Annotated in this window: 24 protein-coding genes and 1 pseudogene; 13 read left to right on the forward strand and 12 right to left on the reverse strand. The window is 51.6% G+C overall.

Annotation, left to right across the window (positions count from 1 at the left end; genetic code table 11):
- Positions 1–494: 494 nt before the first annotated feature.
- The 4 genes from HMPREF1051_RS11370 to ppc all read right to left on the reverse strand — a co-directional run bounded on the left by HMPREF1051_RS11370 (position 495) and on the right by ppc (position 5,646).
- A complete protein-coding gene (locus HMPREF1051_RS11370; RefSeq protein ID WP_003768895.1) occupies positions 495–1,841 on the reverse strand; it encodes a chloride channel protein in 1,347 nt (448 codons plus the stop codon).
- Between the two features lie 37 nt (positions 1,842–1,878).
- Positions 1,879–2,232 (reverse strand): hypothetical protein, encoded by a 354-nt coding sequence (locus tag HMPREF1051_RS11375; protein ID WP_036493158.1) that lies wholly within the window; start codon positions 2,230–2,232, stop codon positions 1,879–1,881.
- Between the two features lie 94 nt (positions 2,233–2,326).
- Positions 2,327–2,695: a hypothetical protein gene (locus HMPREF1051_RS11380; protein WP_036493161.1), complete on the reverse strand. Its 369-nt coding sequence runs from the start codon at positions 2,693–2,695 to the stop codon at positions 2,327–2,329.
- Between the two features lie 248 nt (positions 2,696–2,943).
- Positions 2,944–5,646 carry a phosphoenolpyruvate carboxylase gene (gene ppc / locus HMPREF1051_RS11385; RefSeq protein ID WP_003768873.1) on the reverse strand — a complete coding sequence of 901 codons (2,703 nt, stop codon included), beginning with the start codon at positions 5,644–5,646 and terminating at the stop codon, positions 2,944–2,946.
- A 266-nt stretch (positions 5,647–5,912) separates the two neighbouring features.
- Here ppc and HMPREF1051_RS11390 point away from each other — a divergent pair, with 266 nt between their 5' ends.
- From HMPREF1051_RS11390 to HMPREF1051_RS11400, 3 genes are all read left to right on the forward strand, one after another.
- Positions 5,913–6,389 carry a cyclic pyranopterin monophosphate synthase MoaC gene (locus HMPREF1051_RS11390; RefSeq protein WP_003760475.1) on the forward strand — a complete coding sequence of 159 codons (477 nt, stop codon included), beginning with the start codon at positions 5,913–5,915 and terminating at the stop codon, positions 6,387–6,389.
- 207 nt (positions 6,390–6,596) lie between these two features.
- Positions 6,597–7,352: a HesA/MoeB/ThiF family protein gene (locus tag HMPREF1051_RS11395; protein ID WP_003768903.1), complete on the forward strand. Its 756-nt coding sequence runs from the start codon at positions 6,597–6,599 to the stop codon at positions 7,350–7,352.
- A gap of 169 nt (positions 7,353–7,521) precedes the next feature.
- Complete coding sequence (locus HMPREF1051_RS11400; protein WP_036493164.1) at positions 7,522–8,160, forward strand: YcxB family protein; 639 nt, start codon at positions 7,522–7,524, stop codon at positions 8,158–8,160.
- Between the two features lie 82 nt (positions 8,161–8,242).
- On the opposite strand, the gene HMPREF1051_RS11405 is transcribed toward HMPREF1051_RS11400, so the two are convergent.
- The 7 genes from HMPREF1051_RS11405 to HMPREF1051_RS11435 form a co-directional block, all read right to left on the reverse strand.
- Positions 8,243–11,080, reverse strand: a complete 2,838-nt coding sequence (locus HMPREF1051_RS11405; RefSeq protein WP_003768871.1) for a valine--tRNA ligase — start codon at positions 11,078–11,080, stop codon at positions 8,243–8,245.
- 135 nt (positions 11,081–11,215) lie between these two features.
- Entirely contained in the window at positions 11,216–11,509 is a 294-nt protein-coding gene (locus HMPREF1051_RS11410; protein WP_003744960.1) for a helix-turn-helix domain-containing protein, read from the reverse strand.
- Between the two features lie 546 nt (positions 11,510–12,055).
- Positions 12,056–12,835, reverse strand: a complete 780-nt coding sequence (map, locus tag HMPREF1051_RS11415; RefSeq protein WP_003768885.1) for a type I methionyl aminopeptidase — start codon at positions 12,833–12,835, stop codon at positions 12,056–12,058.
- Positions 12,836–13,012: 177 nt separating this feature from the next.
- The gene (locus HMPREF1051_RS11420) at positions 13,013–13,618 is read right to left on the reverse strand and encodes a hypothetical protein (RefSeq protein WP_003768906.1); all 606 of its coding nucleotides are present in this window, start codon (positions 13,616–13,618) and stop codon (positions 13,013–13,015) included.
- 100 nt (positions 13,619–13,718) lie between these two features.
- Positions 13,719–14,330, reverse strand: a complete 612-nt coding sequence (locus HMPREF1051_RS11425) for a BON domain-containing protein (RefSeq protein ID WP_003768898.1) — start codon at positions 14,328–14,330, stop codon at positions 13,719–13,721.
- Positions 14,331–14,402: 72 nt separating this feature from the next.
- The gene (locus tag HMPREF1051_RS11430; protein ID WP_003768899.1) at positions 14,403–14,996 is read right to left on the reverse strand and encodes a phosphoheptose isomerase; all 594 of its coding nucleotides are present in this window, start codon (positions 14,994–14,996) and stop codon (positions 14,403–14,405) included.
- A gap of 4 nt (positions 14,997–15,000) precedes the next feature.
- A complete protein-coding gene (locus tag HMPREF1051_RS11435) occupies positions 15,001–15,348 on the reverse strand; it encodes a YraN family protein (RefSeq protein ID WP_003760451.1) in 348 nt (115 codons plus the stop codon).
- Positions 15,349–15,403: 55 nt separating this feature from the next.
- Here HMPREF1051_RS11435 and rsmI point away from each other — a divergent pair, with 55 nt between their 5' ends.
- The 10 genes from rsmI to HMPREF1051_RS11485 all read left to right on the forward strand — a co-directional run bounded on the left by rsmI (position 15,404) and on the right by HMPREF1051_RS11485 (position 23,606).
- On the forward strand, positions 15,404–16,291 hold the full coding sequence (gene rsmI / locus HMPREF1051_RS11440; RefSeq protein ID WP_003768904.1) for a 16S rRNA (cytidine(1402)-2'-O)-methyltransferase: 888 nt from the start codon (positions 15,404–15,406) through the stop codon (positions 16,289–16,291).
- A 410-nt stretch (positions 16,292–16,701) separates the two neighbouring features.
- Positions 16,702–17,055, forward strand: a complete 354-nt coding sequence (locus HMPREF1051_RS11445) for an ATP synthase subunit I (protein ID WP_003768900.1) — start codon at positions 16,702–16,704, stop codon at positions 17,053–17,055.
- Entirely contained in the window at positions 17,045–17,911 is an 867-nt protein-coding gene (gene atpB / locus HMPREF1051_RS11450; protein ID WP_003768887.1) for a F0F1 ATP synthase subunit A, read from the forward strand. Before HMPREF1051_RS11445 ends, atpB begins: the two co-directional genes overlap by 11 nt.
- 51 nt (positions 17,912–17,962) lie before the next feature.
- Positions 17,963–18,196: a F0F1 ATP synthase subunit C gene (atpE, locus tag HMPREF1051_RS11455; protein WP_003760443.1), complete on the forward strand. Its 234-nt coding sequence runs from the start codon at positions 17,963–17,965 to the stop codon at positions 18,194–18,196.
- 71 nt (positions 18,197–18,267) lie between these two features.
- A complete protein-coding gene (locus HMPREF1051_RS11460; RefSeq protein WP_003768891.1) occupies positions 18,268–18,738 on the forward strand; it encodes a F0F1 ATP synthase subunit B in 471 nt (156 codons plus the stop codon).
- Between the two features lie 4 nt (positions 18,739–18,742).
- A complete protein-coding gene (locus HMPREF1051_RS11465; protein WP_003768893.1) occupies positions 18,743–19,276 on the forward strand; it encodes a F0F1 ATP synthase subunit delta in 534 nt (177 codons plus the stop codon).
- A gap of 10 nt (positions 19,277–19,286) precedes the next feature.
- Entirely contained in the window at positions 19,287–20,834 is a 1,548-nt protein-coding gene (gene atpA, locus HMPREF1051_RS11470; protein WP_003760437.1) for a F0F1 ATP synthase subunit alpha, read from the forward strand.
- A gap of 24 nt (positions 20,835–20,858) precedes the next feature.
- Positions 20,859–21,734 carry a F0F1 ATP synthase subunit gamma gene (gene atpG / locus HMPREF1051_RS11475; RefSeq protein ID WP_003768883.1) on the forward strand — a complete coding sequence of 292 codons (876 nt, stop codon included), beginning with the start codon at positions 20,859–20,861 and terminating at the stop codon, positions 21,732–21,734.
- A 38-nt stretch (positions 21,735–21,772) separates the two neighbouring features.
- Entirely contained in the window at positions 21,773–23,170 is a 1,398-nt protein-coding gene (gene atpD / locus HMPREF1051_RS11480; protein ID WP_003760432.1) for a F0F1 ATP synthase subunit beta, read from the forward strand.
- A 10-nt stretch (positions 23,171–23,180) separates the two neighbouring features.
- Positions 23,181–23,606, forward strand: coding sequence for a F0F1 ATP synthase subunit epsilon (locus HMPREF1051_RS11485; protein ID WP_003741652.1), 426 nt, complete (start codon positions 23,181–23,183; stop codon positions 23,604–23,606).
- 11 nt (positions 23,607–23,617) lie between these two features.
- Here HMPREF1051_RS11485 and HMPREF1051_RS15530 read toward each other — a convergent pair.
- Positions 23,618–23,924: pseudogene (locus HMPREF1051_RS15530) on the reverse strand (hypothetical protein); the annotation flags it as partial.

A 23,924-nucleotide genomic window follows, 5' to 3' on the forward strand; every position in this document is an offset into this window, starting at 1 on the left:
TCGGGTTTTCAGACGACCTTTTTGCGTCAATCATTTTCGTGGACAGAGTCCACGCTACGGCACTTGTGTTGTCAACAAACTTTGTAGCGTGGGCTTTGCCCGCGAACCACTCAAGATTTCAGGTGACCTGTCCGTTTTATAGTGGCTTAACTTTAAACCAGTACGGCGTTGCCTCGCCTTGTCGTACTATCTGTACTGTCTGCGGCTTCGTCGCCTTGTCCTGATTTAAATTTAATCCACTATATCTTCGTGGGTAGAACCTACGTTACGGATACCGAGTCAGCCAAAACCGATAGAAAGTTCAAATATGAAAGGTCGTCTGAAACCTACATCGGGTTCTCAGACGACCTTTTTGCGTCAATCATTTTCGTGGACAGAGTCCACGCTACGGCACTTGTGTTGTCAACAAACTTTGTAGCGTGGGCTTCGCCCGCGAGCCACTTAAGATTTCAGACAACCTTTCCTACACCTTCCCGCATCGGCAATATCAGGCTTCATTTCTGTCCGTTTTGTTCCACCTGCCGTTTAAAGCGTGTGCCTGCGGCGTGGTAGAAGGGGCGGGGGGAGAATTGGCGGGAGACTTGTGAGGCGAAGATGCAGGCGATGAGCAGCCAGAAGAGGAGGTTTTGTCCGCCGGTCATTTCCATCACGACGACGGCGGAGGTGAGCGGCGATTGGGTGGCACCGGCGAGGAAGGCTGCCATGCAGATGAGGACGAGGACGTGGGTGCCTTGGGCGAGTCCGGTGAGGGTGGCGATGCGTTCGCCCAAGACTGCGCCTATGGTGAGGGATGGGGTGAAGATGCCGCCGGGCGTACCTGTCCAGTAGGTCAGGACGGTGGAGAACCATTTGGCGACGGCGAGTCCGGCGGGGGCTTCGTGGATGCCGCGCAGGGCTTGGGCGGCTTCGTGGTAGCCGGTGCCGTAGGTTTTGCCTTGGTAAAGCGTGCCGATGGCGGCGAGCAGGATGCCGATGAGGGTGGCGGTAATCAGGGGGTGGCGGCGGATGTGTTCGCGCCATTTTGCGGGTGTGAAGGCGGTGGCGCCGAGATACAGGGTGCGTCCGAACAGTCCGCCGGCGATGCCGCACGCGAGTCCGCAGCCCAATACCCAGCCGAGCATATTGTCGAGCGCGCCGCCGCTGAAGCCTGAGAAATAGGGGTTGTTGCCTTGGATGGCGACTTGGATGAAACCGGCGGCGAGGACGCCGAGCAGGATTTGCCGCTCCCAACGCAGCATGACTTCGCGCCCGAGTTCTTCGATGGCGAAAATCACGCCTGCGAGCGGGGCGTTGAACGCGGCGGCAAGTCCGCCTGCCGCGCCTGCGGCGATGAGGTCGTTTTCCTGCATACCGCGAAAGGCGAAGCCGTGTTTTTTGCACCATGCGCCCCACGCGCTCATGACTGCCGCGCCGACTTGGACGGACGGCCCTTCACGCCCAACGGACGCGCCTGCAAACATGGCAAGGAAAGTCAGCGGGATTTTGAGGAGGGTTTCGCGGAGGCGGATCAGGCGGGTTTTGTTGGCACCGTAGGGCAGGGCGAGGCTGGCGAGCACTTGCGGGATTCCGCTGCCGGAGGTGTAGGGTGCGAAACGGCGGGTAATCCAGACGATGAGCGGCAGCCCGAAGGGTAGGGCGACCCAGGCAAACCAAGGATATTTTTGCACCAGCTCCGCATTCATTTCCAATGCGAAATCCGCCATCCAAGCAAACAGGAGGGCGGTCAGTGCGACCAGCGCCGAACCTGCCAGCAGGAACAGAAAAGCGATGCTTTTACGCGAAATGCGGCGGGTTTGGCGGATTTTGTGCGTGATGTGGTAGGCGGGCGGTTTGGTCGGCATGGTATGCGGAAGTGTGGAAAAGGTCGTCTGAAAAGGGTTATTGTGGAAGGGGCACCAATGCGTTAAGAAAGCCTAGAGCGAAGGGTAGTAAAAATGCCGAAGCGATGCCGACACCCCAGTAAATAGATCGGTGCTGCGTAGGTTTGTCAGTGGTGGCGCGCAGCAGTTTGAAATAGAGTGCGAACCAGGCAGATGACACGGCGGCAGTCAGTAACAAGCTGAAGGGAGAGAAGAATGAGTAAAAAACGTAGCCTATCAGTGTCATTATCACAGCATAAAGCACGCCTGCGCCTACCGCCCATTTCCAGATGGGATAGAGCTTGTCGGGAAAGTCTAGTGTTCCTGAGGCTTGAAGTCTGCCGAATGTTAATATGAATATAATGTCTAACATGATTATTGCCTTGTGAGTAAGATTTTTTGTTTTTCAGACGACCTGGAGGTCGTCTGAAAAAAGAGGGTCGGCATTCAGCCTATTGCCCCTCCAGTCAATGCATAATAAATAAGTTCGCCCAATAAAACAATTTTTCGGTCAGTAGGGTTAAGGCTATACCTGAAAGAATGCCCAGTCCCCAATAGATAAACCGGCGGCGTTTCGGGTTGGTCGTGGTACGCAACATTTTGAAATACAAAAGCAAGCAGCCGAACATGCAGATGGTTTGAAACAGGATGAAGGGGAGGCTGTCAATGGCTTTGGAAATCGAATCATGAACGATGATTGTCACTATGCGTATGCATAAATAAATCAAAGCCGAGCCTGCCGCCGAATGCCAAAAGGGGACGGGCGAGTCGGATGAGTCGGTTGTCCTGTGGGGTTGAAGCCTGCCGAATAACAATATAAAGACAATGTCAGACATAATGATGGCTCCCTTGACGTAAGCTGTTTTTGTGTTTCAGACGACCTCGGGGTCGTCTGAAATGTTATGGTGCGGCGATATAGAGTAGTGCCGCGCTCATCCGCAACGCCGAAGCGGCTGCCGTACCTCGGTAAACACAGTGATGCAGCAGAACAGTATGGGTTTTCGCGGATAAAGCCCGCGCTATGGTTTGCACTTGGTCTAAAGGTCGTCTGAAACGGTTTTCAGACGACCTTTTTCGTGCTGCCTTAACCTGTATTGCGCAAACCTTGTGCCACGCCGTTGATGGTCAGGTGCACCATCAGGAGGGTGTGCGGGTCGTGCGGGTCTTTGCGCAGGCGTTTGAGCATAGCGACTTGCAGGCCGTTGAGCGCGTTCAGGTACGGAATCCGCAGGGCGAGCGAACGTGCGAGGCTGCGGTTGTCGCGCAAGAGTTCGTCGGTTTGCAAAAGGTCGAGCAGGGCTTTGCGGCTGCGTTGGTATTCTTCCTTAATCATGCCGAAGATGACGGCAGCTTTTTCGGGCGATTCGCTCAAGCCGGCGTAGTTTTCGGCGAGGGTGATGTCGGTTTTCGCCATGACTTGTTCCATATTGGAGAGCATGGCTTGGAAGAATGGGTTGTGCTGCGCGTGTTCCTGCAGGGCGGCAAGGGTTTCGGGTTTGCCTTCGCACAGGCTTTCCACTGCGCTGCCGAAGCCGTACCACGCGGGCAGCATGAGGCGGTTTTGCATCCATGAGAACACCCACGGTATCGCGCGCAAATCCTGAATCCGCGCCAAGGTTTTGCGGCTGGCGGGGCGGCTGCCGAGGTTGAGGGTGGCGATTTCCTGTATGGGGCTGGTTTGCAGGAAATAGTCGATGAAGTCGGGGTGGGTAATCAGCTCGCGGTAGTATTTGAACGATACGTCCGACAATGCCTGCATGAGCGCGGGTTCGGGGTCTTTTTGATCGGGCAGCAGGCTGGCTTCGAGCGTTGCGGCGACGAGGGTTTCGAGGTTGCGCACGGCGTTGCCGGGATCGGCGTATTTGGCGGTGATGACTTCGCCTTGCTCGGTAATGCGGATTTGTCCGGCCACGCTGCCTGCGGGTTGGGCGAGGATGGCTTGGTAAGACGGGCCGCCGCCGCGTCCGACGCTGCCGCCGCGGCCGTGGAAGAGGCGCATACGGACATCGTATTTTTTGAAGAGTTCGACCAAACCCAATTCTGCCTGATAGAGGCACCAAGAGCTGGTAACGTAGCCGCCGTCTTTGTTGGAATCGGAATAGCCGAGCATGATTTCCTGAATGTTGTCGCGGCTTTGAAGCAGGTCGCGGTACCATTCGTTGCTGAACATGGTTTCCATGACGGGGCAGGCGTTTTCGAGGGCTTCGATGGTTTCGAAGAGGGGGACGATGTTGATGCGGCTTTGCGGTTTGCCGTTTTCAACTGTCAATAGACCGCTTTCTTTAAGCAGCAGCGCGAGGGCGAGCAGGTCGCTGGGTTGTTCGCAGTTGGAGATGATGCTTTGGGTAACGGCGTTTTCGCCGAATTCGTCTTTGATGTTGCGCGCTTCGTTGAAAATCGCCATTTCGCGGCGGGTGTGTTCGCTGTAAGTGATGAACGGGCTGGACAGCGGCCGCTGGTGTTTCAGCTCGCGCAGCAGGACGGTTTGTTTTTCCGTTTCGGAAAGGCTGCCGTAGTCTTCCAAACCGGCGTGTTTGAAGAGTTCGGCGACGACATCGGCGTGTTTTTCCGCGTGTTGGCGCAAGTCGAGCGGCATCATGTGGAAGCCGAACACGGACACGGAGCGGATCAGGTCGGCGAGTCTGCCTTCGCCCAAAAGCGCGCTGCCGTTGTCGCGCAGGGAGCGTTGCAGCTTGTGGAGGTCGTCTGAAAACTCTTGCGCGGAGGCGTAAGGCATCATGAAGCCGAATTTGCAGCCCATGCCCAAACCGAGCGAGCGGGCTTTGCCCATGACGCGCGCCATGATGTAGGCGATGGCGCGGCGGTACGGCTCTTCGGTGCGGGCGATTTCTTCGTCGGGCGATTCGTCGGACAACGCCATCACGTCATCGTTGACTTTGACGCGGCGGACGGAAAGCGGCAGCTCGCGGTAGAGTTTGTCGAGTTCGCCGCGGTAAAAGCGGAACACCGCGTCGGCATGGCGGCGGAAGGCGAAACGCAGGGTTTCGGCGGAGACAAACGGATTGCCGTCGCGGTCGCCGCCTATCCAGCCGCCGATTTTTAAGATGTCGGGCACGTCCACATCAGGATAGGTCGTCTGAAACTCGCGTTCCATGCTGCGGTAGAGTTTGGGTAGCGCCTCGAAGAAACTCATCGGGAAAATGGATACGCCGTTGTTGATTTCGTCGTTGACGCTGAGTTTGTGGTGGCGCGTTTCACTGGTTTGCCACAAGCCCAATAAGATAGTGTCGATTTCGCGGCGCAATTCCGCCAGCGCGTCGGCATGGGTGCAGCGTTCGCGGCGGGGCAGGAGGGCGCGGATGCGGCGGTTGAAATTCAACACGGTTTGGCGTTGCACTTCGGTCGGGTGCGCGGTCAGAACGGCGGTAACATTGGTCGTATTTAATTGTTTTTGAACCGCCTTGCCGCCGATTTTCGCCGCTTTGAGTTTGCGTACCGTTTCCGCCAGGCTGCCTTCCGCGCCGCCGTGTCCCGCCTCTTCGTGGATTTGGCGGCGGCGTTCGTGGTGTACGTCTTCGGCGATGTTCAGAATCTGCGCGAACAAGCCGCAGGCAAGCGTCAGGTCGTGGGTTTGCTGTTCGTCCAGTTGCGGCAAAACCTTCTCAATCAAAGCCGCGCTGTCGTCCGAAGTGGACAACAGTTTGACCGTTTCCACTACCAAAGGCGAGGCTTCTTCGTGCAGGAGTTTGTACAAAGACTGTTTCAAAAATTCCGCGTCCGCTGCCAGAGCAGCGTCTTTGGGATTGTTCAGGATATGCAGTTGCATGATTTTCTCTCTTTATTTATTTATCTCAAAAACAAACGTAAAACATTGTATAGCAGGTCGTCTGAAACCGCCATCGGAAAAGGTGTTGCAAAACGCCGAAACTTGATGTAACCCGCGTCCGCGCAAGCCGAGCCGTTAATTCCTTAACAAAGCCGTCCGTGCATTTCAGTCCGATTATTCTGCCGTTCGTATCCGCAGCATAGTCCGAAGCGTAGAAATCCCGTAAAATACTACGACATAAAATCCTATTTTCACGCAGGCACAGTATGTTCAACTTCAATTCCGTACGCGAAAACGACAAACGCCAACCCACCGTCCGCACCGCCGTGGCAAGCGGCTCCATCAATATGAGTACCTCCGCCATCAAAGTTTTGGCGGAAAACGCCACCCAAAACGCAGGCATCCTCAACGTCGCCCGTATCGCCGCCGTCCAAGGCATCAAGCAGGTCGGACTGCTTGTCCCACTTTACCAGCCCCTTCCCCTGCAACACGTCCGCGTCGATTTCGATGTCGATGTCGAACTCGCCTACGTCAAAGCCACCGTAACCGTTTCCTCTGAAGTCGGCAAAAGCATCACGACCGAAGCCGTCACCGGCGTCAACATCGCCCTCATATCCATCTACGACATGATGAAAGAAGTCGACCAGTCCATGATGATGACCCGCATCCACCTCGAATCCGAAAGCGGCGGCGAACGCGGCCCGTTCGTATTCGACGATGCCTACGAAAACATCGAATTCTGATTGAACAAAAAAAGGTCGTCTGAAAACCGGTTTGAGGTTTCAGACGACCTTTGGCATGAGGCATACGGATAGATACAACAGGGGGCAAACGTCGGGACGGCGTTGCCCGTCTTGCTTCTAGCAGGTGGTTGCCCAGTCGTGACAATACCGAGAAACCCGCTCCGTTTTGCCGATTCCATCCGTGATACAACATTCAGACGACTCATCATGAACGACCACCAACTGCTCCGTTACAGCCGCCACATCCTTCTCGACGAAATCGGTATCGAAGGGCAGGAAAAAATCCTTGCCGCCCGCGTCCTCGTCGTCGGCTGCGGCGGACTGGGTGCAGCAGCCCTCCCGTATCTTGCCGCATCAGGCGTCGGCAAACTCATCATCGCCGACCACGACACCATAGACGATACCAACCTCCAACGCCAAACCGCCTTCACCGAAGCCGACATCGGACAAGCCAAAGCGCAAGTGATGGCAGGTCGTCTGAAAGCCGTCAACAGCGCGTGCGACATTACCGCCCTGACCGAAAAGCTGGACGAAGCCCGCCTGACCGAACTCATGCGTACTGCCGACATCGTCCTCGACTGCACCGACAACTATCCCACCCGCCAAGCCATCAACCGCGCCGCCGTCGCCACCCGTACCCCGCTGGTTTCCGGCGCCGCCGTGCGTTTTGAAGGGCAAATCGCCGTGTACCGTCCCGATTTGCCCGACAGTCCTTGCTACGCCTGCCTGTTTGACGGTGACACCGCCGACGACGGCGCCTGCGCCCTGTTCGGCGTATTTTCCCCGCTGGTCGGCATCATCGGCGCCACCCAAGCCGCCGAAGCCCTCAAAATCCTCACTGGTGCAGGCGAACCGGCACACGGCAAACTGACGACTTACAACGCCCTTACCGCCAAATGGCAGACATTCCGCGTCCACAAAAATCCTGATTGCGGCGTATGCGGCAAGCCGTACAAGGCGTAGTGTGAAACTCCTGAAAACGATTAAAGAGACGGAAACGGCGTTTCAGACGACCTTTTCACGAAATTCCAAACTGTGGGAAAGGTCGGTTTTGCATCGATAAAACTGCACCACACGGCTTATTTCACATAAAATGGAGTTGCCTGAATAACCAGCAATCTTGGGATGCGCTATGTACACAGAACCCCGGCAAACTGACCACCTGCAAATATCCTTCTCTCCTACCGATCAAGACAGACGCTATGCGGGAAAGCGGCTTTTGCGTTATATAGAGCCTGCTTGGCGGCGCAAATATTGGTTTGGTTCGGCTGCATTCCTGCTGGTGTGGGGCAGTCTATTCGTCTTTGCTTGTTGGTTGCTTAACGGCATCAACAATACCTATATTCAAAACTGCTATCTGTTTGCCGATTCGCAAACTGACAGTTTGGAGTACTGTCTGTATAAAGCTGGGGACGACGGCAGCTCCCTATGGATAATGGCGGGTCTCATCTACGCCACCACCATGGTAACGTATTTTGAGCAGCGTTGGATATATCGCAGCTTTACCCGCATAGTCAGCCATCCTCTGGATGGGCGACGTTTCTCCGTCATCCTTTCAGCCGAAGGCCTTACTCAGGAGGAGGCAGGGCGCAGCAGGCATTTCCATCATTGGGCAGGCGTGGAACGTATCATCGAAGACCAAGCATTCCTGTTGTTTTATATCGACCGTAACATCGTCTATTTTATTCCGATTGCCGCCTTTGCAGAGGCGGGAATGGATGTCCACGCGTTTTATACCCGAGCGATGGAGTTGAAGGCTGCAGCAGAGTAGGTAAAACCAAACGAAACAAAGGCTACCTGAAAGACCATTTTTGGTATTCAGGTAGCCTTTGTTCTTCAAATGCAGGGCTGATTTAGTCTTTCAACTTCGCCAACTGATTTTGAACTTTCGCCATCTTATCTTCCAATTCCGCCAAATCGGCTTTGTCTTTTTCCACCAGATGCGCGGGGGCTTTTTCGGTGTAGCCGGGTTTGGAGAGTTTGGCGTTGAGTTTGTCCAAGGCTTTTTGCAGCTTCTCGGCTTCTTTGCTCAAACGGGCGGTTTCGGCGGCTTTGTCGATTTCGACTTTCAGCATCAGGCGTGCGCCGTTGCAGACGGCGACGGGGGCGTCTTCGCTTTCGGGCAGGGTGGCGACTTGCTGTGCTTCGGTCAGGCGGGTCATCATCGGCAGGTATTTGAGGTAGTCCGCCAAGTCGTCCGCGCTTTCGACAAACAGAGGGGCTTTCACGTTGGGCTGGATACCCATTTCGCCGCGCAGGTTGCGGACGGCGCCAATCAAATCCTGCAACACGGTCATTTGCTCGAAGGTCGTCTGAACGATTTGTTCGCGGTCGGCTTCGGGGAAGCGGGCGAGCATGATGCTGTCGGCGGTTTTCACGTCGCACATAGGGGCGACGGTTTGCCACAATTCTTCGGTGATGAACGGGATAATCGGATGCAGCAGGCGCAGGGCGGCTTCGAGTACGCGCAATAAGGTATGGCGTGTAGCGCGTTGGCGGCTGGCGCAGCCGGTTTGGAGCTGCACTTTGGCGAGTTCCAGATACCAGTCGCAATAGTCGTTCCATACGAAGCTGTACAAGGTTTCCGCTGCCAAATCAAAGCGGTAGGTTTCGTAGGCTTGCGTAACCTGCTCGATGGTCTGATTCAGACGACCTATGATCCACATATCGGGGAAGGAGTAGCCGCGCGGCTCGGTGGCGGTTGCGCCGTAGCCGCAGTCTTGGTTTTCGGTGTTCATCAAGACGAAGTTGGTGGCGTTCCAGATTTTGTTGCAGAAGTTGCGGTAGCCTTCGGCGCGTTTGAAGTCGAAGTTGACCGAACGACCCAAGCTGGCATAGCTCGCCATGGTGAAGCGCAATGCGTCCGCGCCCATGCTGGGGATGCCTTCGGGGAAGAGTTTTTTCGTGGCTTCTTCCACTTTCGGCGCGGTTTCGGGTTTGCGCAGACCGGTCGTGCGTTTCACCAGCAGCTTATTCAAGTCGATGCCGTCAATCAAATCGACGGGGTCGATGACGTTGCCTTCGGATTTGGACATTTTTTTGCCTTCGTGGTCGCGCACGATGCCGTGGATGTACACGTCTTTAAACGGTACTTTGCCGGTGAAGTGGGTGGTCATCATAATCATGCGCGCCACCCAGAAGAAGATGATTTCGTAGCCGGTGACCAAGACGTTGGACGGCAGGAAGGCTTTGAGTTCGTCGGTTTCAGACGGCCAGCCGAGCGTGGAGAACGGTACGAGCGCGGAGGAGAACCATGTGTCCAATACGTCTTCTTCGCGGGTCAAACCAGTTTTGCCGGCTTGTTTTTCGGCTTCCGCCTGATTGCGGGCGACGTAAACATTGCCTGCTTCGTCGTACCACGCGGGGATTTGATGGCCCCACCACAGTTGGCGTGAGATACACCAGTCTTGGATGTTGTTCATCCATTGGTTGTAGGTATTGACCCAGTTTTCGGGGATAAAGCGTACCGCGCCGCTGTCGACGGCTTTTTTGGCTTTGTCGGCGAGGCTCAAGCCTTTGAATTCGCTGTCAGGTTCGCCACCGTTTGGTGTGGCTGACATCGCCACAAACCATTGGCTGGTCAGCATCGGCTCAATCACTGAGCCGGTACGGTCGCCTTTCGGCGTCATCAGCGTGTGCGCTTTGATTTCTACCAACAAGCCTTGTTCCTGCAAATCGGCAACCATTTGTTTGCGCGCGGCAAAACGGTCTAAGCCTGCGTATTTTTCAGGCAGGGCAAAGCCTTGTTGCGCTTCGCCTTTGAAGTTGAACACTTCGGCGTTAGCCAGCACTTTGGCTTCTAAATCGAACACATTAACCAAGCGCGTGTCGTGGCGTTTACCGACTTCGTAGTCGTTGAAGTCGTGCGCAGGCGTGATTTTCACGCAGCCGGTACCGAAGTCTTTTTCAACGTATTCGTCGGCAATCACGGGAATGGTGCGGCCGGTCAGCGGCAGGATTAATTCCTTGCCAATCAAATGGGTATAACGTTCGTCTTCAGGATTGACGGCAACGGCAACGTCGCCCAGCAGCGTTTCGGGACGGGTGGTCGCCACGATAACAGCTTCGGCGGGATTGTCCGCCAACGGATAGCGGATGTGCCACATAGAGCCTTGTTCTTCCACGCTTTCCACTTCCAAATCCGACACCGCCGTACCCAATACGGGATCCCAGTTCACCAAGCGTTTGCCGCGGTAAATCAAGCCTTGCTCAAACAGGCGCACGAACACTTCGGTCACGGTTTCGGCGCGCACGTCGTCCATTGTGAAATACTCGCGCGTCCAGTCTGCGGAACAGCCCACGCGGCGCATCTGTTGCGTAATCGTGCCGCCGGAAACTTCTTTCCATTCCCACACCTTTTCCAAGAATTTTTCGCGGCCCAAGTCATGACGGGACACGTTTTGCGCGGCAAGCTGACGCTCGACCACGATTTGCGTGGCGATGCCGGCGTGGTCGGTGCCGGGAATCCAGGCGGTGTTGCAGCCTTTCATGCGGTAGTAGCGGGTTAGGCCGTCCATAATGGTTTGGTTGAAGGCATGGCCCATGTGCAGCGTACCGGTTACGTTGGGCGGCGGCAGTTGGATGGAAAAAGACGGTTTGGTCAAATCCATATCGGGCTGGAAATAACCTTGGGTTTCCCAGTTTTGATAGTGTTTGGATTCGATTTCGGCGGGATTGTATTTGTCTAACATGGTAAAAAATGCTGTCTGTAAAAGGGTTTGCGGGCAAACGTCTGTTTAAAAAATAATTGCGGATTATAGCGCAAAAAGGTCGTCTGAAACGGAATATCGTTTCAGACGACCTTTTTGAAACAAATCGAAACGGGCTTATTTGCCTTTGTCGGATTTGGCTTCTTTTTTCAAGGAAGCGTACAACTCAGGGTCGCGGTTTTTCAGCAGGGAGGCAATTGCCAAGTCGTCGCGGTTTACTTTTGCCAAGTCAACGCGTTCGATGTGTACCAAGCGCAGCAGCTCGCGTACGGGTTTGGGCATATTACGACCGGATTCGTAACGTGAACCACCGGACTGAGTTACGCCGATACGGCTCCAAAAGTCCATTTGGTTCAAACCGAGTTTTTTGCGGATATCGCGGATGTTGTCAATTTTCTCAAACGACTTCATGAAAATTCCTTTTTCTTCTGTATTGTTTGTTGATAAGCAATTCTGCTTCTTCACATTGGGAAAGTGCAAATTAGTTTTCGACGGCAAAGTTCCTTACAGGGGAAATCATTAATTGCGACATAGAAAACTATCTATACTGAATTGTTAGACAGTATATTCGAAAGAAGTTTTGTAGAATTCTTCATAAATTGGCTAAATATTTCCAAGTTAAATATTTTATAGAAGAAAAAACATTTAAAACAATAGGATAGTAATTTGGTATCGGTAATATTTTACACAAATAAACAGTCGTTTCGGGAATGTTGCGTTTGACATTATTTATTATACATAATTGTTTTGCATGAAATTATGGAGAAAGTGCAGTGGAGATGGGCAGATTTGTCTATATCTCAGCCCGATGTTTAGATCTGGATTGGGTGGTCGGGAATGGTTTTGATAGAGGCAATTTAAAAAGGTCGTCTGAAAACGAGGTTTGCGGGTTTCGCCAACAACCTTGTTTATATTTCAGACGACCTTTTTGCTTTGAGAGCGGGATGGTTTGACAGATTAGGGTTTGCCGGTGGCAGGGCTGATGGTCAGGATTTCGTAGCCGGTTTCTGTCACTAAAACTTCATGTTCCCATTGGGCGGAGAGGGAGCGGTCTTTGGTCACGACTGTCCAGCCGTCGTTTAGGATGCGCAGGTGGCGTTTGCCTTGGTTGATCATCGGCTCGATGGTGAAAATCATGCCGGGCTTCAGGACGACGCCTTGTCCTTTCCGACCGTAGTGCAGGACTTGCGGGGCTTCGTGGAAACCGCGTCCGATGCCGTGGCCGCAAAATTCTTGTACGACGGAGTAGCCTGCGTTTTCGGCAACTTGTTGGCAGGCGTAGCCGATGTCGCCCAAGGTCGCGCCGGGTTTGACGGCGGCGATGCCCGCCATCATGGATTCGTGGGTGATGTCGATCAGGCGTTGGGCGATGGGGGAGACTTTGCCGACGGTAAACATGCGGCTGGAGTCGCCGTGGAAGCCGTCTTTTTTGATGGTCAGGTCGATGTTGATGATGTCGCCTTCTTTGAGCGGCTTGTCGTCAGGAATGCCGTGGCAGATGACGTGGTTGACGGAGGTGCAGCAGGATTTGGGGTAGGGCGGGTTGCCGTAGTGCAGGGGGGCGGGATAGCCGCCTTGGACGTTGACGTGGTAGTCGTAAACGAGTTTGTCGATTTCGTTGGTGGTTACGCCGGGTTTGACGAATTGTCCGATGTAGTCGAGGGCTTCGGCAACGAGTTTGCCCAGTTCGCGCATTTTCTCGATTTCTTCGGGGGTTTTGATGATGATTTCGTTCATGTTGTTTCCTTGATGGTTTCAGACGACCTTGTTGCGGCACAAAGGTCGTCTGAAAGGGAAGGGGATGAGTTGGCAGCTTGTTTTTGGAACACTGCAACGAGGCGTGCGGACGTTTCGGCTTTTTTGGATTCGCGACTGATGCCTGAAGTTCAAATTAAAGCCGAATGCCAGTCCGCACTAGAATAGATTGTCGATGACTTCTTTGGATTTGGAAGGAGTCTTAGGTTTCGGCGTCGGCTTAGGTGCCGGTTTGGCTGATTCGGGTTGGCGTTGTTCGGGTTTCGCTGCGGGTTTGGATTCGGTCGGCTGTTCCGGCGGTGTACGTCTGTTGCCTGTTGCGGCGGGTGTGCTGCGCGGCGCTTTTTCTTCGGTATCGGGCGTTTCGGTTACAGCAGGTTTGGCGTTTGCTTTGTTATTGGCGGGTTTGTCTTCTGAGGCTTCGTCCTCAGTCGGGGCGGTGTTGCTGTTTTTGCCGTTTGATTTGTTTTTGGGCGGGATGACGGGATTGCGGGAATCGGTTTTTTCGTCGTCGTCAAGCTCGGCTTTGGCGGCAGGCTTGGTTCTGTCCTCTTCGGGAGCGCCGATGGGGCGCCAGACTTCGACAGGGGTGTCTTTGGGAACGGGTTTGTTTTTAATGGCTTCGCGTTCTTGGGAGTCGTGGCTTTTGATGGTGCTGATGACGCCGATGACCAAGGCGGCAACAGCAATGATGCAGACGCCGAAAAAGGCTCCGATTAAATGTTTGGGTTTGAGTTGGAATGAGGATTTAGGGGTTTTGGACATGACAAATCGGTAAAAATGAAATCAATCGGGCGGATTGTATCGTAATAGGTCGTCTGAAACAAAATCAGGTTTCAGACGACCTGTCAGTCAAGGGGCAATCCTATGGCTGTTGGGTGTAGTTTTGATACAGGGTAACGACTTTTTGTACGCCCACGGTGGTGCTGACGCGTTGGGTAACTTTTTCTTGTTCTTCAGGCGTCAGGATGCCCATCACATAGGTCACGTTGCCGTAGGTCACGATTTTGACGCGCGCCTGCGTGGTGGGCTTGAGGCCCAAAAGGGCGGTGCGGACTTTGGATGTGCCCCATGTGTCGTTGGTTATGTCGCCGAAGGTACGTCCTTGGGGGGCGACGGTGATGTAGTTGTACACGCCTTCGGCGGCTTGTTCGGCACGGGCGATTTGTTCGACGAATTGTTTTTCGCCTTCAGTGGCGACTTGTCCGAGCAGCAGCAGGTGGCGGTTGTAGCCGACGACGTTGAGTTTGGGGGTGTAACCCTGCGCTTGGTTGTTTTGGCGCAGGTAGGAACGGGCGGTGGTTTCGACGCGTACCGCCATTACGTTGTCGTCGGTTTGCGCGCCTGTGGTGCGGCGGTCGATGGCGGATTTAGTGCCGACTGCCGCGCCGCCGAGGAGTACGCCGACACAGCCGCTGAGTGTCAGGCTGAGGAGGAGGGCGGTCAGAACGGGTGCGGTATGACGTTTGATGTTCATATTTTTTCCTTGATGATGGGTTCGGCGGATATGTTTCAGACGACCTTTAAAAGAGGTCGTCTGAAAAAAGGCTTACATTCCTTCAAGCAACATAGAGTCGATGCAGTCGCACATGGCGTGTATCAGCAGGATATGGTTTTCCTGAATGCGGGCGGTGCGCGGGTAGGGGACGTTGAGCAGTACGTCGGTGTCTTTGAGCATGGCGGCGATTTTGCCGCCGTCGCGGCCGGTCATGGCGATGACGTGCATATCGCGTTCGTGTGCCGCTTTGATGGCCTCGATAACGTTGGCGGAGTTGCCGGAGGTAGAGATGCCGACCAAAACGTCGCCGGCACGTCCGAGCGCGCGCACTTGTTTGCTGAACACATGGTCAAAGCCGTAGTCGTTGCCGATGGCAGTCAGCGCAGACGTATCCGTCGTCAGCGCGACGGCGGCAAGTTCCATCCGCTCTTTTTCAAAGCGTCCGGTCATTTCGGCGGCGAAGTGCTGCGCGTCGGCAGCCGAACCGCCGTTGCCGCAGGCTAAAATTTTGCCGTCATTCATCAGGCATTGCAGCATCAATTCCGCTGCTTGAGCAGTCGGCTCGACCAATACTTTTTCGGCTTCCTGCTTGGCAAGGATGCTTTCGGCGAAATGGGCGGCAATGCGCTCTTGTAATGTCGTCATATCGTCAACCTGTAATATTCTTTATCCATTCGGGCGGGCGGTTTCCTTCTATCAGCACCGCATCGATGCGGCACGCGCTATCCGTCATGCCGTTTTGTTGCAGATAATACTCCGCAGACCGTTGCAGTTTCAATAACTTAGACGGCGAAATACTGTATGCGGCACCGCCGAAACCCTGATTTTTGCGGTATTTTACTTCAACAAACAGAATCATGTTACCGTTTTTGACAATCAAATCGATTTCGCCGTAAGCGCAGTGCCAGTTGCGCGCCACGAGTTTGCAGCCTTGCGAAAGAAGAAACGCCAGCGCGGCATCTTCGCCCGCCACCCCTTGTTTGTGGTTCAGACGCATGGAAGTTTACCCCGTATAATATCGTTATATTGTTTTCAGACGACCTGATAAAGCCATGTTTCAAAAACACCTTCAAAAAGCCGCCGACAGTATCGAAAAACGGACATTATACGTTGTCGCCACGCCCATCGGCAATTTGGCGGACATCACCCTGCGCGCGCTCGCCGTCCTGCAAAAAGCCGACATCATCTGCGCCGAAGATACGCGCGTTACCGCACAGCTTCTGAGCGCATACGGCATACAGGGCAAACTCGTCAGCGTGCGCGAGCATAACGAACAGCAAATGGCGGACAAAATCATCAACCATCTTTCAGACGACCTCACTGTCGCACAAGTTTCCGACGCAGGTACGCCCGCCGTCTGCGATCCCGGTGCGAAACTCGCCCGCCGCGTGCGCGAGGCAGGGTTCAAGGTCGTCCCCGTTGTCGGCGCGAGCGCGGTCATGGGTGCATTGAGCGTCGCAGGCGTTACCGAACCCAATTTCTACTTCAACGGTTTTTTGCCGCCGAAATCCGGCGAACGGCAGAAGCTGCTTGCCAAATGGGCGCAGGCTGATTTCCCCGTCGTGATGTTTGAAACCCCGCACCGCATCGAAGCCACCCTTGCCGACATGGCAGCCCTCTTCCCCGAACGCAGCCTGACCCTCGCCCGAGAAATCACCAAAACCTTTGAAACCTTCCTCAGCGGCACGGTTACTGAAATTCAGACGACCCTGAAAAACGACGGCAATCAGGCGCGCGGCGAAATGGTGCTCATCCTCCATCCTGCGCCCCGTGAAAAACACGGTACCTTGCCCGAGGTCGCGCAAAACGTTATGAAAATCCTCGCTGCCGAACTGCCCACCAAGCAGGCCGCCGAACTTGCCGCCAAAATTACCGGCGAAGGCAAAAAAGCCTTGTATGATTTGGCATTGGAGTGGAAACGGGTTTCAGACGACGTTTGAAGGTGGGGGTCGTCTGAAAAAAGAGGGAAGGGCGGTTGTTGAATGATGATGGTATTAACGTGGGTTATGTCCTGAATCACAGAATATTCTGCGAAAAGAAAATCTGCCAAAGACTTGCCTGATTTATATCGTTTTATTTTAAACGAAATAAAACAGAAACCCTTATAAAGCCTGATGTCGAAGGTCGTCTGAAACGTTCAGATGACCTGCTTTTAGAATCAAGATGAAAATATTGAAAATTCTGCAATCTAATGTCTGTAATTGTATGTAATGCGTGATATAATGCGAACTCTTTGCCTTACGTTAAGGTAAAGTTGGATATGAACTCACAAAGATTAACATATTGCTTGACGTTCATAGGCTTCTTGATTATATTTAGCCTCGCATTACTGTCGGGATTTCCCGTTTTTATGAAGCAGATTCTCATCTTACAAATTCTGGTTTTGGCAGCGGTTGCGCTGATTAGCGCCGCATTTTCAGGTTTGGCAGGATTTTGGTCTGCTGTCGCAGGCGGGTTTTCCTATCTTATTCCCTCCGCTTTCGCAGTTTTACTTTTAAAACTTTCCAAGTGTAACCCTTTGTATCATGGTAAAGCGTTCATTATTGGGGAAGTTTTAAAAGTAGTGCTGTCGCTGGTAATGATGCTTGCCGTATTCGCAGTTTGGCATCAGTCTTTGATATTCTTTCCGTTCTTGTTCGGATTGCTCGGTGTCAGCCATTTGGTTTTTTTAGTATTGTTGAGAGTGAAGCATTATGGCAGGTGACAAAATTACTGCTACTGATTACATCACGCACCACTTGCAAAGTTTGACCAGCCTTTCCGATGTCGCTAAAGGACAAGGCTTGGATAATATTGCTGATTTTTCTTTTATTAATATTGATGCAATATTTTTCTCTGTATTGTTGGGTGTAATCGGAAGTTTCCTACTTTTGCGTGGGGCCAGGAAGGCGACGGCGGGTGTGCCCGGACGTTTTCAGGCTGCCGTCGAGATTTTGTTTGAGTTTGTGGATGATATGTGTAAAAGCATTATTCACAACGAGCAATCTCGAAAAGCCATTGCCCCGTTAGGCTTGACGCTGTTTGTATGGATTTTCCTGATGAATGCCATGGATATGCTGCCGGTCGATTTGTTCCCGTGGCTGTGGCAAAACATTACCGGTAACCATCATGCATTGTTGCGTATTGTACCGACCGCAGATTTGAATACCACATTAGCGTTGGCTATCGGTGTCTTGGTGATTTGTATTTATTACAATATCAAAATCAAAGGTATCCGTGGTTGGATTCATGAGTTGTTCAGCGCTCCGTTCGGCGCCAAACTTGCTCCCGCCAACTTCCTTTTGAATCTGGTTGAATTCCTCTCTAAAACAGTTTCTCACGGTATGCGGTTGTTCGGTAACATGTATGCCGGCGAGCTGGTGTTCCTTCTGATTGCTTTGCTGGGTGGCGCTTGGGCGACATCTGGAAGCGTTGAAGTGTTGGATCCGATTCTGTTTGGTTTCCACATCCTTGCCGGATTGGCATGGGCGATTTTCCATATCTTGGTGATTACCCTGCAGGCATTTATCTTTATGGCCTTGGCGTTTGTCTATATCGGACAAGCTCATGATGCACATTAATTTATTAGGTAGTTTTTCATTAACTTTCTTTGTTTTCTCAAGGAGTAAAAAATGGGTTTGGTAGCAATTGCATGTGGTTTGATCGTAGCATTGGGTGCATTGGGTGCCTCTATCGGTATCGCAATGGTCGGTTCCAAATATTTGGAGTCTTCTGCTCGTCAACCTGAATTGATTGGTCCGCTGCAAACTAAATTGTTCCTGATTGCTGGTCTGATTGATGCCGCATTCCTGATTGGTGTGGCTATTGCACTGTTGTTCGCCTTCGTTAAACCATTTGGTGCATAATCAAACGGCGTGATCCGTCTAGGTACAGACTTCGGTCTGTTTGATTAACACTAGTACGAAGGTTAACTAACGTGAATATTAATGCAACCTTATTCGCTCAAATCATCGTCTTTTTCGGTTTGGTTTGGTTTACCATGAAATTCGTGTGGCCGCCAATCGCAAAAGCATTGGATGAGCGTGCCGCAAAAATTGCCGAAGGCTTGGCTGCTGCCGAGCGCGGTAAGAGCGATTTTGAACAGGCAGAGAAGAAAGTTGCAGAACTCTTGGCTGAAGGGCGTAACCAAGTTTCCGAAATGGTAGCAAACGCCGAAAAACGTGCCGCCAAAATCGTAGAAGAAGCGAAAGAGCAAGCTACTATCGAGGCAGTGCGGATTACAGCACAAGCTAAAGCTGATGCCCAGCAAGAAATGAATCGTGCACGCGAAGTTTTGCGTGAACAGGTTGCTGCATTGGCGGTTAAAGGTGCAGAGTCTATTTTGCGCAGTGAAGTAGATACTTCAAAACATGCGCAGCTGCTCAGTGCTTTAAAACAGGAGCTGTAATCTTATGGCTGAGTTCGCAACGATTGCCAGACCTTATGCGAAAGCATTGTTTAATCTGGCGCAGGAAAAAAACCAAATTGAGTCTTGGTTGGGCGGACTGGAAGAATTAGCCGCAGTTGTTCAAAATCAGAAAGTAATTTCTTTTCTTGAGCAACCTGAAATCAATACTTCTGAAAAGGTAAATGTACTTGCCGAACTCGTTGAATTAAAAAGTGATGAATTGAAGAATTTCATTACTGTTCTGGTAGAGCAAAAACGTTTGCCTGTATTGCCTGAAGTCTATGCTCAATATCAAGCTTTAACCTTGTCATTCAATCATACTAAGTCCGCTGTGATTTACAGTGCTTATCCATTGACTGAAGATCAATTGGCTGAGTTGGCTGAAATATTGAAAAAACGCTTTGACAGTAAGTTGCAGATTACAACTGAAGTCGCGCCTGAATTAATTGGCGGTGTCAAAGTTGAAGTGGGTGACCAGGTCTTGGATTTGTCGGTGCAGGGTAAATTGAATGCCCTGTATGCGACTATGACAAATTAGGAGAGTTTTCATGCAGCTTAATCCTGCTGAAATTAGCGATTTGATTAAAGCTAAAATTGAAAATCTGTCTGGAAATACAGAAGTACGTACCCGTGGTACGGTTATTTCTGTAACAGACGGTATTGTTCGTATTCATGGCTTGTCAGACGCAATGCAAGGTGAGATGCTCGAATTCCCGGGTAACACTTTCGGTTTGGCGATGAACTTGGAGCGCGACTCCGTCGGCGCCGTAGTGTTGGGTGAATACGAACATATTAAAGAAGGCGACACAGTTACTTGTACCGGCCGTATTTTGGAAGTACCTGTCGGCCGTGAGTTGGTTGGTCGCGTTGTAGATGCGCTGGGTCGCCCGATTGATGGTAAAGGCCCGATCAACACATCTTCCACAGCGCCAATCGAAAAAATTGCACCGGGTGTAATTGCCCGTAAATCAGTTGACCAGCCTATGCAAACCGGTCTGAAGGCCATTGACTCAATGGTTCCGATTGGTCGCGGTCAACGTGAGCTGATCATTGGTGACCGTCAAACAGGTAAAACAGCCGTAGCATTGGATGCTATTGTCAACCAAAAAGGTACAGGCGTTATCTGTATTTATGTTGCAATCGGTCAAAAAGCATCTTCTATTGCCAACGTAGTACGCAAATTGGAAGAGCATGGCGCAATGGAACACACTATTGTGGTTGCGGCGACTGCTTCTGAAGCTGCTGCTCTGCAATATATTGCACCTTATGCAGGTTGTACGATGGGCGAGTTTTTCCGCGACCGCGGTGAAGACGCATTGATTGTATATGATGACTTGTCCAAACAAGCTGTTGCTTACCGTCAAATTTCCCTGTTGCTGCGCCGTCCTCCCGGTCGTGAAGCATATCCTGGCGACGTTTTCTATCTGCACTCCCGCTTGTTGGAGCGTGCTGCCCGTGTAAATGAGCACGAAGTTGAAAAACTGACTAATGGTGAAGTGAAGGGCAAAACAGGCTCTCTGACTGCATTGCCGATTATTGAAACGCAAGCCGGCGACGTCTCTGCATTCGTACCGACAAACGTGATTTCGATTACCGACGGTCAGATTTTCTTGGAAACCGACTTGTTTAACGCCGGTATCCGTCCTGCGATTAATGCTGGTATTTCGGTATCGCGCGTAGGTGGTGCTGCGCAAACCAAAGTAATTAAAAAACTGGGTGGCGGTATCCGTTTGGCACTTGCCCAATATCGTGAGTTGGCAGCCTTCTCGCAATTTGCTTCCGATTTGGATGAAGCCACACGCAAACAGCTGCAACACGGTGAAGTGGTTACTGAATTGATGAAGCAAAAACAATTCAGCACTTTGGATACAGCCGAAATGGCTTTGACTTTGTGGGCCATTAATAATGGTTCTTACGAAGATGTACCGGTATCCAAGGCATTGGCTTTCGAAGCGGAATTTTTGAGCTTTGTACGCACTCAGCATCCTGGTGTTTTAGAAGCAATCAATGCATCAGGTGCGATGTCCGATGAAAGTGAAAAAGCATTGACCGAAGCCATGAATTCTTTCAAATCTTCTTATGCTTACCAAGCCTAAGAGCTGAAATGAAAGGAGTCTGAAATGGCAGTCGGAAAAGAGATTCTCACCAAAATCCGTAGTGTTCAAAATACCCAAAAGATCACTAAAGCGATGCAGATGGTGTCAACCTCTAAAATGCGGAAGACTCAGGAACGGATGCGCTTGGCGCGTCCGTATGCCGAAAAAGTACGGACAGTTATGAGTCATTTGGCGCGAACCCATGAAGATCACGGTATTAAATTATTGGCACCTCATCGTGAAACACGTCGGGTAGGTTTCATTTTAATCACCTCTGATAAAGGTCTTTGCGGTGGTTTGAACGCGAATGTTTTGAAGAAATTCTTAGCGCAAGTCCAAGAATACCAAGAACAAGGCATTGAAGTTGATGTCGTCTGTTTAGGTAGTAAAGGTTTGGCAGCTTGTCAAAACATCGGTTTGAACGTTATTGCCAGTGCGATTAATTTGGGTGATACCCCAAGAATGGAATTGCTGCTTGGTCCATTGACTGAAATCTTCCAACGTTACGAGAAGCATGAGTTAGATAAAATACATTTAGTATATTCGTGTTTTGTGAATACCATGCGTCAAGAACCACGGTTGGAGGTTCTGCTGCCTATCGGCGAAAATGTGATAGAAGACGAGGAGAGTTATTCTTCATTCAGTTGGGAATACCGTTATGAGCCAAGTCCTATCGCTGTGTTGGAATATCTGGTTCGCCGCTATTTAGAGTCTGTGGTTTATCAAGCATTGAGTGACAATATGGCATCAGAGCAAGCTGCGCGTATGGTGGCAATGAAAGCAGCCACCGACAATGCAGGCAATGCCATTAAAGAGTTGCGTTTGGTATATAACAAATCGCGTCAAGCTGCGATTACCACGGAATTGTCAGAAATTGTAGCAGGTGCGGCGGCAGTTTAATGTCGTCTGAAACCTGAACAGGAAATTAGGATACGATAATGAGCCAAGGCAAAATCGTACAAATTATTGGTGCGGTAGTTGACGTGGAGTTCCCGCGTGATGCCATTCCGCGTGTTTACGACGCCCTGAAATTGGATGCAAACGGCCTGACTTTGGAAGTGCAACAGCTTCTGGGTGACGGCGTAGTCCGTACTATTGCAATGGGTAGTTCGGATGGTTTGAAACGCGGCATGACTGTAAGCAATACAGGTGCGCCGATTACAGTGCCGGTAGGTAAAGGCACGTTGGGACGTATTGTCGATGTATTGGGTACGCCTGTTGACGAAGCAGGTCCGATTGATACCGACAAACACCGTGCCATCCATCAGACAGCTCCGAAATTTGATGAACTGTCTGCGACTACTGAGCTGTTGGAAACCGGCATTAAAGTGATTGACTTGCTGTGTCCGTTTGCCAAAGGCGGTAAAGTAGGTCTGTTCGGTGGTGCCGGTGTAGGCAAAACTGTCAACATGATGGAATTGATTAACAACATCGCCAAAGCACATAGCGGTTTGTCCGTGTTTGCAGGTGTGGGTGAGCGTACCCGTGAAGGTAATGACTTCTACCACGAGATGAAAGATTCCAATGTATTGGACAAAGTGGCGATGGTTTACGGCCAGATGAACGAACCTCCGGGTAACCGTCTGCGTGTAGCCTTGACCGGTTTGACGATGGCCGAATACTTCCGTGATGAAAAAGATGAAAGCGGCAAAGGTCGCGACGTATTGTTCTTCGTGGACAACATTTATCGTTACACTTTGGCCGGTACCGAAGTATCCGCATTGTTGGGCCGTATGCCTTCAGCAGTAGGTTACCAACCGACATTGGCTGAAGAAATGGGTCGTTTGCAAGAGCGTATTACCTCTACCCAAACAGGCTCCATTACTTCTATTCAAGCCGTATATGTACCTGCGGATGACTTGACTGACCCGTCTCCTGCAACGACATTTGCCCACTTGGACGCTACTGTCGTATTGAGCCGTGATATTGCCTCTTTGGGTATTTACCCCGCAGTTGACCCGCTCGATTCCACTTCACGTCAACTGGATCCGATGGTATTGGGTCAAGAGCACTATGACGTAGCCCGCGGCGTACAATCTACCCTGCAAAAATACAAAGAATTGCGCGATATTATTGCCATTCTGGGTATGGACGAATTGTCAGACGAAGATAAACTGACCGTGATGCGTGCGCGTAAGATCCAACGCTTCCTGTCGCAACCGTTCCACGTTGCCGAAGTATTTACCGGCTCTCCCGGCAAATATGTATCGCTGCGTGACACCATTGCCGGCTTTAAAGCTATCTTGAACGGTGAATACGACCATCTGCCTGAACAAGCTTTCTACATGGTAGGCGGTATCGAAGAAGCGGTCGAGAAAGCGAAAACCTTAAACTAAGGAGGTCGGCATGAGCATCATGCGAGTTGAAGTGGTAAGTAGCGAGCAGAACATCTATTCAGGCGAAGCCAGTTTTGTAGTGGTTCCGACTGTTCAAGGTGAGCTCGGTATTTATCCGCGACACGAGCCGATTATGAGTTTGGTACGTCCCGGTGCATTGCGTTTGACCGTGCCGGGCGAAGCCGAAGAAGTGCTTGTTGCCGTTTCCGGCGGAGTGCTGGAAGTGCAGCCCAACCAACTTACTGTGTTGGCGGATGTTGCCGTACGCAGTTCCGAGATGGATCGGGAGCGCGCGGAAGCTGCCAAGAAGGCGGCGGAAACCGGCATTTCTCAAGCCAAAGATGATAAATCGCTGGCTGAAGCACACAAAGCCTTGGCCGCAGCGATTGCCCAACTCAAGACCTTGGATTATCTTCGTTCGCACAAAAACAAATAAGCAGATTTGCTTTACAAAAAGCACGGTTGATTACCGTGCTTTTTATTTTTTGGATTGACTGGAAAATATAGTGGATTAACTTTAAACCAGTACGGCGTTGTCTCGCCTTGCCGTACTATCTGTACTGTCTGCGGCTTCGTCGCCTTGTCCTGATTTAAATTTAATCCACTATAACAAATCCAAATCAAAAGGTCGTCTGAAAAATCTTGTTTCAGGTTTTCAGACGACCTTTCGTTTGCCGGCTGCTTGGCATCATGCGGTTTGTGGAATAGTTTTGATACCGTTTGCGAGGGAAGGGCGGGTTGGATATTTTCCAGC

The organism is Neisseria sicca VK64 (genome assembly GCF_000260655.1).
Lineage (GTDB): Bacteria > Pseudomonadota > Gammaproteobacteria > Burkholderiales > Neisseriaceae > Neisseria > Neisseria sicca_B.

Bases quoted from the DNA above. Each gene is read 5' to 3' on its own strand.
- HMPREF1051_RS11370 (WP_003768895.1), bottom strand. From the start codon at position 1,841: ATGCCGACCAAACCGCCCGCCTACCACATCACGCACAAAATCCGCCAA.
- HMPREF1051_RS11375 (WP_036493158.1), bottom strand. From the start codon at position 2,232: ATGTTAGACATTATATTCATATTAACATTCGGCAGACTTCAAGCCTCA.
- HMPREF1051_RS11380 (WP_036493161.1), bottom strand. From the start codon at position 2,695: ATGTCTGACATTGTCTTTATATTGTTATTCGGCAGGCTTCAACCCCAC.
- ppc (WP_003768873.1), bottom strand. From the start codon at position 5,646: ATGCAACTGCATATCCTGAACAATCCCAAAGACGCTGCTCTGGCAGCG.
- HMPREF1051_RS11390 (WP_003760475.1), top strand. From the start codon at position 5,913: ATGTTCAACTTCAATTCCGTACGCGAAAACGACAAACGCCAACCCACC.
- HMPREF1051_RS11395 (WP_003768903.1), top strand. From the start codon at position 6,597: ATGAACGACCACCAACTGCTCCGTTACAGCCGCCACATCCTTCTCGAC.
- HMPREF1051_RS11400 (WP_036493164.1), top strand. From the start codon at position 7,522: ATGTACACAGAACCCCGGCAAACTGACCACCTGCAAATATCCTTCTCT.
- HMPREF1051_RS11405 (WP_003768871.1), bottom strand. From the start codon at position 11,080: ATGTTAGACAAATACAATCCCGCCGAAATCGAATCCAAACACTATCAA.
- HMPREF1051_RS11410 (WP_003744960.1), bottom strand. From the start codon at position 11,509: ATGAAGTCGTTTGAGAAAATTGACAACATCCGCGATATCCGCAAAAAA.
- map (WP_003768885.1), bottom strand. From the start codon at position 12,835: ATGAACGAAATCATCATCAAAACCCCCGAAGAAATCGAGAAAATGCGC.
- HMPREF1051_RS11420 (WP_003768906.1), bottom strand. From the start codon at position 13,618: ATGTCCAAAACCCCTAAATCCTCATTCCAACTCAAACCCAAACATTTA.
- HMPREF1051_RS11425 (WP_003768898.1), bottom strand. From the start codon at position 14,330: ATGAACATCAAACGTCATACCGCACCCGTTCTGACCGCCCTCCTCCTC.
- HMPREF1051_RS11430 (WP_003768899.1), bottom strand. From the start codon at position 14,996: ATGACGACATTACAAGAGCGCATTGCCGCCCATTTCGCCGAAAGCATC.
- HMPREF1051_RS11435 (WP_003760451.1), bottom strand. From the start codon at position 15,348: ATGCGTCTGAACCACAAACAAGGGGTGGCGGGCGAAGATGCCGCGCTG.
- rsmI (WP_003768904.1), top strand. From the start codon at position 15,404: ATGTTTCAAAAACACCTTCAAAAAGCCGCCGACAGTATCGAAAAACGG.
- HMPREF1051_RS11445 (WP_003768900.1), top strand. From the start codon at position 16,702: ATGAAGCAGATTCTCATCTTACAAATTCTGGTTTTGGCAGCGGTTGCG.
- atpB (WP_003768887.1), top strand. From the start codon at position 17,045: ATGGCAGGTGACAAAATTACTGCTACTGATTACATCACGCACCACTTG.
- atpE (WP_003760443.1), top strand. From the start codon at position 17,963: ATGGGTTTGGTAGCAATTGCATGTGGTTTGATCGTAGCATTGGGTGCA.
- HMPREF1051_RS11465 (WP_003768893.1), top strand. From the start codon at position 18,743: ATGGCTGAGTTCGCAACGATTGCCAGACCTTATGCGAAAGCATTGTTT.
- atpA (WP_003760437.1), top strand. From the start codon at position 19,287: ATGCAGCTTAATCCTGCTGAAATTAGCGATTTGATTAAAGCTAAAATT.
- atpG (WP_003768883.1), top strand. From the start codon at position 20,859: ATGGCAGTCGGAAAAGAGATTCTCACCAAAATCCGTAGTGTTCAAAAT.
- atpD (WP_003760432.1), top strand. From the start codon at position 21,773: ATGAGCCAAGGCAAAATCGTACAAATTATTGGTGCGGTAGTTGACGTG.
- HMPREF1051_RS11485 (WP_003741652.1), top strand. From the start codon at position 23,181: ATGAGCATCATGCGAGTTGAAGTGGTAAGTAGCGAGCAGAACATCTAT.